Genomic DNA, 5,162 nt, shown 5'->3' with positions numbered 1-5,162 from the left:
ACTGGAGTGCTGGTCAATACCATTCACCCGACAGTCGCCGTCAGCACCGCAATTACCTCTCCGACCAATCAGCCTTTCACTGCTACCATTACGTTCAGCGAAGCGGTTACCGGGCTTTTAGCTACTGGCATTACTGCTACCAATGCGACACTTAGTAATCTCCAAACAACGGATAATATTACGTATACGGTATTGGTAACACCGGGGGCCAATGGTGCGATAACTGTACAGGTACCGGCCAACGCAGCCATTAACGCTGGCTTGAATGGCAACACCGCTTCTAATACACTAAGCGTTACTTATGATACTACCCCACCGAGTATCACATCCATAGATGTACCAGCTAATGGCATCTATCATCTGGGTGATGGTTTGCGGTTTAAAGCTCATTTTAGTAAATCCGTTGTAGTAACTGGAACACCGACACTGGATATCACSATCGGTAGTACTATCAGACAAGCCACTTATCAGGCAGGGTCTGCATCTGATACACTGGGCTTCTTATATATTGTACAAAGCGGTGATCTGGACATGGACGGTATCACGCTGGCATCGGCCATCGTTGGAACKATCAAGGAYTTAGCAGGTAACAGYGGTGTGCTCRCATTACCGGCAGTGAATACAACTGGAGTGCTGGTCAATACCATTCACCCGACAGTCGCCGTCAGCACCGCARTTACTTCTCCGACCAATCAGCCTTTCACTGCTACCATTACGTTCAGCGAAGCTGTTACCGGGCTTTTAGCTACTGGCATTACTGCTACCAATGCTATGCTTAGCAATCTGCAAACAACCGATAATATTACGTATACGGTATTGGTAACACCGGGTGCCAATGGCGCGGTAACTGTACAGGTACCGGCCAACGCAGCCATTAACACTGGCTTGAATGGCAACACCGCTTCTAATACATTAAGCGTTACCTATGATACTACCCCACCGAGTATCACATCCATAGATGTACCAGCCAATGGTATCTATCACCTGGGTGATGGCTTGCGGTTTAAAGCTCATTTTAGTAAATCCGTTGTAGTAACTGGAACGCCTACACTGGATATCACCATTGGCAGCACAGTCAGACAAGCCACTTATCAGGCCGGATCTGCATCTGACACACTGGGCTTCTTATATATTGTACAAAGCGGTGATCTGGATATGGATGGTATCACGCTGGCAGCCGCCATCGCTGGAACCATCAAAGATTTAGCAAGTAATAGTGGTGTGCTCACATTACCGGCAGTGAATACAACTGGAGTGCTGGTCAATACCATTCACCCGACAGTCGCCGTCAGCACCGCGGTTACTTCTCCGACCAATCAGCCTTTCACTGCTACCATTACGTTCAGCGAAGCTGTTACAGGGCTTTTAGCTACTGGCATTACTGCTACCAATGCTACACTCAGCAATCTGCAAACAACGGATAATATTGCGTATACGGTATTAGTAACACCGGGTGCCAATGGCGCGGTAACTGTACAGGTACCGGCCAACGCAGCCATTAACACCGGCTTGAACGGTAATACCGTTTCTAATACATTAAGCGTTACTTATGATACTACCCCACCGAGTATCACATCCATAGATGTACCGGCTAATGGCGTCTATCATCTGGGTGATGGTTTGCGGTTTAAAGCTCATTTCAGTAAATCTGTTGTAGTAACCGGAACGCCTACACTGGATATTACCATCGGTAGTACCATCAGACAAGCCACTTATCAGGCAGGATCTGCATCAGATACACTGGGCTTCTTATATATTGTACAAAGCGGTGATCTGGATATGGATGGTATCACGCTGGCAGCTGCCATTGTCGGAACCATCAAAGATTTAGCGGGTAACAATGGCGTATTGACACTGCCGGCAGTAAGTACTAATAAAGTGCTGGTCAATACCATTCACCCAACGGTTACTATCAGCACCGCAGTTACTTCTCCGGTCAATCAGCCTTTCACCGCTACCATTACGTTTAGCGAAGCGGTTACCGGGCTTTTAACTACTGGCATTACTGCTACCAATGCTACGCTTAGCAATCTGCAAACAACGGATAATATTACGTATACGGTATTGGTAACACCGGGTGCCAATGGCGCGGTAACTGTACAAGTACCGGCCAACGCAGCCATTAACACCGGCTTGAACGGTAACACCGCTTCTAATACACTAAGCGTTACTTATGATACTACCCCACCGAGTATCACATCCATAGATGTACCGGCTAATGGCATCTATCATCTGGGTGATGGTTTGCGGTTTAAAGCTCATTTCAGTAAATCTGTTGTAGTAACCKGAACGCCTACACTAGATATCACCATTGGTAGTACAGTCAGACAAGCCACTTATCAGGCAGGATCTGCATCTGATACACTGGGCTTCTTATATATTGTACAAAGCGGAGATCTGGATATGGATGGTATCACGCTGGCAGCTGCCATCGTCGGAACCATCAAAGATTTAGCGGGTAACAATGGCGTATTGACACTGCCGGCGGTAAATACTAATAAAGTGTTGGTGAATACCATTCAGCCAACGGTTACTATCAGCACCGCGGTTACTTCTCCGGTCAATCAACCGTTCACCGCCACCATTACGTTCAGCGAAGCGGTTACAGGGCTTTTAACTACTGGCATTACTGCTACCAATGCTACGCTTAGCAATCTGCAAACAACGGATAATATTACGTATACCGTATTGGTAACACCGGGTGCCAATGGTGCGGTAACTGTGCAGGTACCGGCCAATGCAGCCATTAACACTGGCTTGAATGGCAACACCGCTTCTAATACATTAAGCATTACTTATGATACTACCCCACCGAGTATCACATCCATAGATGTGCCAGCCAATGGCATCTATCATCTGGGTGATGGTTTGCGGTTTAAAGCTCATTTCAGTAAATCCGTTGTAGTAACCGGAACGCCTACACTGGATATCACGATTGGTAGTACAGTCAGACAAGCCACTTATCAGGCAGGATCTGCATCTGACACACTGGGCTTCTTATATATTGTACAAAGCGGTGATCTGGATATGGACGGTATCACGCTGGCAGCCGCCATCGTTGGAACTATCAAGGACTTAGCAGGTAATAGCGGCGTACTCACATTGCCAGCGGTAAATACAAGTGGAGTGTTGGTGAATACCATTCACCCAACGGTTACTATCAGTACCGCGGTGACCTCTCCGATCAATCAACCGTTCACTGCTACCATTACGTTTAGCGAAGCTGTTACCGGGCTTTTAACTACTGGCATTACTGCTACCAATGCTACGCTTAGCAATCTGCAAACAACCGATAATATTACGTATACGGTATTGGTAACACCGGGTGCCAATGGCGCGGTAACTGTACAAGTACCGGCCAACGCAGCCATTAACACGGGCTTGAACGGCAACACCGCTTCCAATACACTAAACCTGGTATATGACCATACAGCGCCGGTTGTTACGACTGTAGATGTTCCAGCCAATGCTATTTACCACGAAGGACAGACGCTTACCTTTACTGTACATTTTAGTAAGATAGTTAACGCAACGGGCACTCCTGTTCTTGACATAGTGATCGGCACTACTACTAAACCAGCCTCCCTCGTCAGCGGTAGCGGCAGTACTGCTCTAGTATTCAGCTACACCGTACAAAACGGCGACCTCGACATGGACGGTATTACACTCGCCACCCTTAATGGAACATTAAAAGACATTGCTGGTAACAGCGCTGTACTCACACTTCCAGCAGTAAATACGAGTGGTGTATTGGTCAATACCATTCATCCGGGAATCGTGATTTCTACCCCGGCAGTTTCACCTGTAATAGCACCGTTTACGGCCACTATTACCTTCTCTGAAGCTGTGACTGGATTTGCAATAGGAGACATTACAACTACCAATGCAAGTCTCAGCAACTTCCAGACAACTGACAACATCACCTACACAGTGCTGGTTACACCAGGCATTGATGGCGCAGTAACCCTGCAAGTTCCTGCCGGTGTAGCCATGAACGTGGGTAACAACAGCAACACCGCTTCCAACACGTTAAGCCTCGTATACGCTGGCACGGCTCCGGTTATCACCGCTGTTGATGTACCGGCTAACGGTATCTATCACACCGGACAGGTACTCAGCTTCACCGTACACTTCAGCGAAAATGTAATTGCTACAGGTACACCAACTCTGGATGTACTCATAGGTACAGCTACCAAACAAGCTACGCTCGTGAGTGGCAGCGGTACCAACGCCTTCCTATTCAGCTACACCGTACAAAACGGTGATATGGATATGGATGGTATTACCCTGGGAACTACCATCTCTGGTTCCATCCACAACAGCGCAGGTAAAAATGCGCTGCTCACGCTCAATAACGTAGGCAACACCAGTGGTGTACTGGTAAACACCACTCAACCGACTGTAGTGATCAGCACTTCCACTACTTCACCTGTAATAGCACCGTTTACCGCTACTATTACCTTCTCGGAAGCTGTGACCGGCTTTGCAATAGGAGACATTACAGCGACCAATGCAAGCCTCAGTAACTTCCAGACTACGGACAATATCACCTACACAGTGCTGGTTACACCAAGTGTTGATGGCGCAGTAACCCTGCAAGTTCCTGCCGGTGTAGCCGTGAACGTAGGTAATAACAGCAACACTGCTTCCAATACGTTAAGCCTCGTATACGCTGGCACGGCTCCGGTCATCACCGCTGTTGATGTACCGGCTAACGGCATCTATCACACAGGACAGGTACTCAGCTTCACCGTACACTTCAGCGAAAATGTAATTGCTACCGGCACACCATCGCTGGATGTAATCGTCGGGGCAGCCACTAAACAAGCTACCCTCGTGAGTGGCAGTGGTACCAACGCTCTCCTATTCAGTTATACCGTGCAAAACGGCGACATGGATATGGATGGTATTACCCTGGGTACTACCATCTCTGGCACCATCCACAACAGCGCAGGTAAAAACGCGTTACTCACGCTCAATAACGTAGGCAACACCAGTGGCGTGCTGGTAAACACCACTCAACCGAGTGTGGTGATCAGCACTTCCGCTACATCACCTGTGATAGCGCCGTTTACCACTACTATTACCTTCTCTGAAGCTGTGACCGGATTTACAGTGCCAGATATTACGGCTACTAACGCAAGCCTCAGCAACTTCCAGAC

Annotated in this window: 1 protein-coding gene; it reads left to right on the top strand. The window is 48.0% G+C overall.

Translation table 11 applies throughout. The annotated features are described in order from the left end of the window. A partial coding sequence (locus AC1DFM_RS34500; protein WP_477081334.1) for a beta strand repeat-containing protein occupies positions 1 to 5,162 on the top strand: 5,162 nt, incomplete at both ends.

It is taken from the genome of Chitinophaga sp. 05T412 (assembly GCF_056396465.1).
This window is presented reverse-complemented; position numbering and strand designations above follow the sequence as displayed.